General features: G+C 46.4%; 7 protein-coding genes. 3 read left to right on the top strand and 4 right to left on the bottom strand.

The window, feature by feature from the left end:
• Together BM202_RS34945 and BM202_RS38640 are read left to right on the top strand one after the other, a co-directional pair.
• Positions 1-1,449: ABC transporter permease (locus BM202_RS34945; RefSeq protein ID WP_245776933.1), on the top strand; the 1,449-nt coding region annotated here is incomplete at its 5' end.
• Positions 1,450-1,452: 3 nt separating this feature from the next.
• Complete coding sequence (locus BM202_RS38640; RefSeq protein ID WP_245776932.1) at positions 1,453-1,977, top strand: ABC transporter permease; 525 nt, start codon at positions 1,453-1,455, stop codon at positions 1,975-1,977.
• Between the two features lie 391 nt (positions 1,978-2,368).
• Here BM202_RS38640 and BM202_RS34940 read toward each other — a convergent pair whose 3' ends face one another.
• Positions 2,369-2,776: a response regulator gene (locus BM202_RS34940; RefSeq protein ID WP_093834995.1), complete on the bottom strand. Its 408-nt coding sequence runs from the start codon at positions 2,774-2,776 to the stop codon at positions 2,369-2,371.
• Positions 2,777-3,768: 992 nt separating this feature from the next.
• On the opposite strand from BM202_RS34940, the gene BM202_RS34935 reads away from it, so the two are divergent.
• Positions 3,769-4,260 carry a DUF6169 family protein gene (locus tag BM202_RS34935; RefSeq protein WP_093834993.1) on the top strand — a complete coding sequence of 164 codons (492 nt, stop codon included), beginning with the start codon at positions 3,769-3,771 and terminating at the stop codon, positions 4,258-4,260.
• 363 nt (positions 4,261-4,623) lie between these two features.
• Here BM202_RS34935 and BM202_RS34930 read toward each other — a convergent pair whose 3' ends face one another.
• The 3 genes from BM202_RS34930 to BM202_RS34915 form a co-directional block, all read right to left on the bottom strand.
• Positions 4,624-4,878: a hypothetical protein gene (locus BM202_RS34930; protein WP_093834991.1), complete on the bottom strand. Its 255-nt coding sequence runs from the start codon at positions 4,876-4,878 to the stop codon at positions 4,624-4,626.
• A gap of 192 nt (positions 4,879-5,070) precedes the next feature.
• Positions 5,071-5,808, bottom strand: coding sequence for a PKD domain-containing protein (locus BM202_RS38890; protein WP_262507750.1), 738 nt, complete (start codon positions 5,806-5,808; stop codon positions 5,071-5,073).
• Positions 5,809-6,140: 332 nt separating this feature from the next.
• The gene (locus BM202_RS34915) at positions 6,141-6,395 is read right to left on the bottom strand and encodes a hypothetical protein (protein WP_143100870.1); all 255 of its coding nucleotides are present in this window, start codon (positions 6,393-6,395) and stop codon (positions 6,141-6,143) included.
• Positions 6,396-6,668: the final 273 nt, after the last annotated feature.

Raw genomic sequence — 6,668 nt, 5'->3', positions numbered from 1 at the left:
TCGGAGACGATTGCGCGGAATCTGTTTAGCGGGCAACCAGCCCTGAACCGGACTATTCATGTCGAGAGTAACACCAACGGCATTGGTGATTACACCGTCACGGGCGTGTTTCGGCCGGGTACAGTTCCCTCCCACATCGACGCGCGGTTCTTTCTGTCGTATGCCGGGGGGGGGATGGCCCGACATATAAATAGTACCCCGAGCTTGGTAGTCAACACTATATTCTTTACCTATCTGAAGATGAAACCCGGTACCGACGCTCACAAGCTGGAAGCCAAGCTGCCCTCTTTTGTGGAGAAGTATATGCGGAAAGACCTGGCCGGCACGGGGCGAGATAATAAGCTATTTTTGACCGCCGTGCGCGACATTCACTTGCACACCGATCTGACCAAGAACGTAACGCCTAACGGCAGTCTGAGCTACCTGTACGTACTGGGGTCGATTGCTTTATTTACGCTACTGATTGCGGGCATCAATTTCATGAACCTCTCCACGGCGCGGTCGGGCAAGCGATCTGCCGAGGTGGGCGTGCGAAAAGTGCTAGGCGCTAAACAGACATCGCTGATACTACAGTTTATCAGTGAGGCGCTGTTGTTAAGCGTGTTTGCGTTTGCGCTGGCCGTGGGACTGGTGGGGTTGATGACGCCCATCTTTGAGACCGTATCGGGCAAAACGCTGCATTTTTCGGTGAGTCAGTGGCTGGGACTGCTCGTGGCTTTCTTTGGTATCTGCCTGTTTACGGGCTTACTGGCCGGCAGTTACCCGGCTTTCTATCTGTCGTCGTTTCGGCCCATTGCCGTGCTAAAAGGCGGGCCGGGGCGCCTGGGGGGATCATTGTCAGCCGCATCCTTGCGGAAGGGCCTGGTCGTCGTACAATTCACACTGTCCGTGGTGATGATGATTGCGTTAGTAGTCATTACCCAACAGATGCTTTACCTACGCTCGGCGGATTTGGGTTTCGCCAAAGAGCAACAGCTTGTCATCCCACTACGTAGTGAAACGGCGAAGGCCAGTTATCCGGTTCTCAAACAGGCACTGGCCAGCACGACACAAGTCCGTTCGGTGGGGGCATCGGCCTATTATCCGGGCATTTTCAACGCCGAAGGTGCCCAGCTCTACGGCGAAGGCCAAACCAAAAGTGATGGCGAATCGACGAGCCTGAACCGCGTTGACGCGGACTTTCTGCAAACGATGGCCATCAAACCTGTAGCAGGTCGGTTGTTTTCGGCAGCTTTCCCCGCCGACACCAACCACCGCATCATCCTGAACGAAAAAGCCGTGAAAGAATTAGGCTATCCATCAGCGCAGGTCGCTATTGGGAAACAGACCGTTGAGGAGGATTCCCGCTACACGATTGTGGGGGTGGTGAAGGATTTTCACTTTGAAGACCTGCACGTCCCCATTACCCCCTTTGGCTTCCTGCTCAACCTCAAGCCAACTTACAACTAGGTCGTGGTGAATCTTAACGGGGGCGAGATGCAGACTACGTTGCAAACGCTTAGCCGCGTTTGGCAGCGGATCAATCCGGCCGAACCGTTTGAATACAGTTTCTTAGATGCCGATTTTCAGAAGAATTACGAATCCGAAAACCGGTTAACGACGCTGGTTGGTTATTTCACCTTCATTGCTATTCTAATCTCGTGTCTGGGTTTATTCGGGTTGGCGTCGTTCAACGCAGAACAGCGGGTCAAAGAAATCGGTGTCCGTAAAGTACTCGGCGCGTCGGTCACCAATATTGTTGCCCTGCTCAGTAAAGACTTCATTAAGTTGGTTCTGATGGCCTTGCTCATCGCTTCGCCCATCGCCTGGTACGCCATGAACCGTTGGTTACAGCGTTTTGCGTACAAGGTTGACATAGAGTGGTGGATGTTCGCCTTTGCGGGTTTGGTGGCCGTTGGCATTGCGTTGCTAACCGTCAGTTTTCAAAGCATGAAAGCCGCGTTGATGAACCCGGTGAAGAATTTACGATCTGAATAGCGTCAGTTGTTTTTAGCCAATCACGGATGTATAATGTACTCCTTCAAGAATGATAGTCATTAAGGTACATGACCACTATCCATTGACAGGTTTCGATAATGACCCTTCGCAAACTCTACCGGTATATAGCGGCTTGACGATCTAGTAAAAGGGATAACAAGCCGAAGAAGTTGAGCAAGAAACGGGTTTCGTTAGCCATGTTGACAAGGTCAAAGCAGGTAAAGAATAGTTGCCTTAATCTCAGAAAACGCTCCGAAGTGAGACAAGAAGAGATACGCGTATCTGAAATCCGGGCGTTTTTTAATAACTATCAACTACTAGGTGTAGCATACAACTCTGAGAGAAGTACAAATTAAGTGTCAGCAGATTCAGTGTATTTATTCCGTCTTATTCACCTATTCACTAACCACCGCTGCTCCAGCTGAATTATTATATCTAATAATTGCCCTAGAGTGGGCGGCTTAGTTATGAAGCAGTTAGCGCCTAACTCACGGGCGAGTCTACGGTCAGATTCAGCCTCTGATGTGGTTAATATAACAATAGGAATAGCTGCATACGCAATACGGCTGCGTAACTGCTTAAGCACCTCAAATCCGTTCATTAGCGGCATATTCAGATCCAACAGGATCAAAGCTGGCAAAACAACCGAGTCATCCAACAGTTGAAACAGTTCTTCGGGCTTTTCTAAAGCTTGAAGCAGATAGGTTGAGCTGTAAGTCCTGAAGGCTTGATGGATCAAAAAGCGGTCATCTTCATCATCGTCGAGGAGAATGACCCATGGTTTAGTAAAATCGTTCATTATACAAATTACGGGCGAGTAAATGCTTAGCTATGAACCAGCGACTACATCTACCTCCTAAAAATAATACTATAAATCGATTTTAAATAAGCACGTCAAAAATTAGATTTCTTCGAGGCTCGTAAGCAACTGATTAAGTTGGACAAATGCACAACTAGTAAATTATCAGTGTCTAATAAAACCCGCCTTTATGAGACGAAAGGTTTCTCATGTATCTGCTACGTAAATGGGGCGTTTAAAGAGATAATAATATGCAGTTAAACTGTATTGGCCTGGAAAAAGTTGACCTTTTGGCCCAGCCAACTACGTGTCGGTTTCCTAACAAGTTGATTCGGTTATTGAGCACCAGAAGCAGAGTATGATTGGCTTTTGGCGTCAGCCCTTAAGTTCGCTGGGCCGATACCGGCCCTCTTCTTCCAACGGGTAGATTTACACGCTAAGCAACGAGTTTTATAGTTTAAAATGCCGAATTATTGATAATCAGTGCCTTATCAAAAAGGGTATCTGAAAAGTAGTCTCAAAAAGGGCCAATCGATTGAACTGGAAGGGGTAATTTAGGGTATCAAAAAGGAATTCCTAACTGATAAATCTCACCTAACGTCCTGATAAACAGGATTCAACTAAGATATTAGTTCAATAACGTGTAAATCTGCCCCGTTGGAAGAAGAAGGCCTTTATGGCTCAATAGGAGGGTCGTAACTTATGCAATCAGTATAACTACCACTCTACTCGTCATGAATCCGCCAGGCCTTCGTGCTTTGCTAGCAACAACTCGGGCCTGTTATCAACTTTATAGCATAATATTCCGTTATTTGTACACGTAGAAATCGACCTGTCATTTTTTGCATCTCAATTTCGACTAGTTTTTTTTCTCATCATATCTACGGACGGAGCGATGAATAAGCTAGAAACTCCCCAAAAGCCTAATGCGAATCTGGCAAAACGGCTAATGGCGAAAAAGGAAGAGCTAAAAAAACATTACCAGAGTAGTAATGAATCCCAGCCCTCAACCGGACCCCGGCCCGAAGTACCATGCCCCTTACCCCTTAAGTGAGGTTGAGAAGGGCTATGTCTTTACTAATGATAGTAGAGCTGAATACCTTATAGGTGTTGATTGGGATCGGAAAATTTTACCTGATGCCCCTTTTGCCGATCATCTTGTCGTTCTTTCGCTTATCCCCAAATCTGAATCAGACACTAGTTACGACCCCCGTATTCAGTCGACGGTTAGCTTTGCTATAGAAATAATTTTCGAGGATGACCCGTTGGCCGTTCTGTTCTATGTATGTAGCACAGAAGACGGTCAGGAAGAAGTCAGGTTTCGCCTGTTCAAGAGATGGTTTACCCGGTATGGACTCGGATACGAAAAGATTGATTTTACCTACGAAGAGGATCGCCTTTACATGGCCGCCATTTACCTTAAGAGCAATCCCGATCCCACTTTGCCGGAGATAATCAACTACACCGTTGAGGATAGTAAATAAAATAAGTAGCCAAACAGATTCGCCATAGCGCTTGGTTACTTCCTTGCCAACCGCACAATAGGATTACACGGTACATTCTTTTTGAGTCATCCCATAAAAAAATCGGCCACACCTTTGGGCCGATTTTTAAAATAAACCATTCATTTAGTACACTTCAATTTCCGAAATCTGATAACCATCTGTGCGCGGTTTCGCTTTTTATAATCCCGTGAGGGGGGTAATGACTTGGCGAAGAGCTGTGGCTGAAGGATATTAGGCTGGACTCATTTCGATGGCTAAACCCGGTTTGTTAGTTGGGTAGATGGTAATAGTCTACTTCACAAAAAACAATTGAGCAACCGAAATACGTCGATTGAGGACCGACTAGGCTTTAAGCAGTTGCTCCCATTCCTGTTGTAGCGCCTGTAAGGGTTCAGACAATGATACGCCATCGAAGGCCCCCACCGGCAGAGAAATTAAGCTTCTTTCTGCATTCAATAGATCGATGCGTTGCAACTGCCAGCCGGTGTTGACCAACTGGGTTAAAGCCTCGAAACAGGAATCTATGTCGGGTGCCCCATAATTACATTCCTGATAAGTGCCTTGGGGATCAACGCAGGCAAAAAATAGCATAGCCATATGAGTAAACCGGATGATTTGACAAAAAACGAACTCTTAACTGCCAAAATAAATACAGATGTGTTTAAATGAGACTACGACAATGTTATGGGACAGGATCAGATGGATTGCAGTATCGTCTTCCCCATAGCCAGAAATCACGTCTTTACTCGCCAGAATACCAGGACCTGGACTGTAGCTAAGCAAGAGAGATTAGTTGTAACCACATTCCAAGGTAAGGCTGGTCCCTAAGGCGCCTGATTCGATAGTGTAATACTTGGTAGCGGTATTAAAGTAACCGGAATAACCAACGCCAGAGCCACCCGATGAATACACTACTTGGTTTCCATGGCCATCATTCCCATAAACATTTATCAAAATGGCATAAACCATGGCCGGATTTAAAACCACTCTTTTCGTGACCGCGATGTCAAAGCCAACAGTCGTATTGGCCACACTTTTGAGTGGTTCGCTTTGATACAAGACCACACTGGGCGTTAGGGGTGGGCCCTGGTTATCGCGTTGACCAATCTCAATACTTAAATCAGCTCGTTTATCTCCCGTCCAAGTAGGCAGATTACCAAACGCATTCCAGGTGAGTCGATTAATGGTGATTTTCTTCAAGATTTGATCCACCACCTGGATCGATTTCGTACTTACCTGCTGAGTACCGGTTACGCTGGTTGTGGTCAGGGTGATAGTATACGTGCCTGATTTGGCATAGCTGAATGTCGGGGTTTGTTGCGTGGAGGTTGTACCATCGCCAAAGTCCCATAAATAAGCGCTGGCATTTGTACTAGTGTTGGTCGTTTTAATGGCATAACTCACCGGATAGACAGGAAGTAAACTGCATAAACCGGGATCGGCGAGGGTATAACTAAACTCAGCTGTTGGCACAATGTCGGCTTCTCGGCAAGCGGCCAAAAGCCTAGCGCCGACTAGGATGATCATTAGTTGAAAAATGCCTCTATGCTTCATACTTCTGATTCATTTGCCCTGTATTAACTTCGTTGGACTCGTTTGGTTTTCAATGCATTCAATTCGATTTCTAGGGAGATAATTCGAGAATCCCCCGTGTCTTAGCAGTGTGCGTTCCATACTGACAGAGGCAATAGCAGGAGGCCGGGCCATACTCCGGTTTAAGCGTATAGGCTTGGTCAAATAGTTGATCGTCAACGTACTTTTATCTGGCATGGACCAAGTTGGTACCTGCTGCGCCCGTTTCATACCTATCTCTGGGCGCTTTGGCGCAATCAATAAAACGATCCTGATCAATAACGAAATCATCTTCGGATAGCTTTCGGTATATTATTCAGAACAGCTATCACGACTCCTTGCATATTTCGCAGCGTTTGCTCATAAAGTGGTTCGCCCAAATGAAGGCGTTCCAAGAGCAACAAGTCAGCTTTGGCATTGATGTTTATCTCATGCCAGGCCTGACGGAAAGCCTCCGGATCTTCGGACTGTTCTACGTGATGCCAAACCAGTTCGCGAATTTGGGTGTAGTGCACATCGATAACTGGGAAATCCGTATCCATGGGTAGCAGGGCAAACACACTGCATTGGAGTAGCATCTTTTCGTACATTCCTCCACAACGGGCCCGCGTGGAAAAGGTTTAGCCTAAGAAGAATCGAGTCAAATCAAGGACGTTGAGGACTAAAAACATTTCAGCTTGAACATAGTTTGTTGTATGACGTATTTACTCAACGTTATGTAAAACCAACTGCTGAGGGCGTTGGTTTTTTGCTTTTTAAGCGCCGGTTAAGTAGTCCACAACCGGCAAATCAATTGAGAGATACTGAGTTTAAAC

This window comes from Spirosoma endophyticum, from assembly GCF_900112365.1.
In the GTDB taxonomy this organism is placed as follows: Bacteria; Bacteroidota; Bacteroidia; order Cytophagales; family Spirosomataceae; genus Spirosoma; species Spirosoma endophyticum.
Note: the sequence above shows the minus strand (reverse complement) of the source record. Positions and strands in the feature narration are given on the sequence as shown.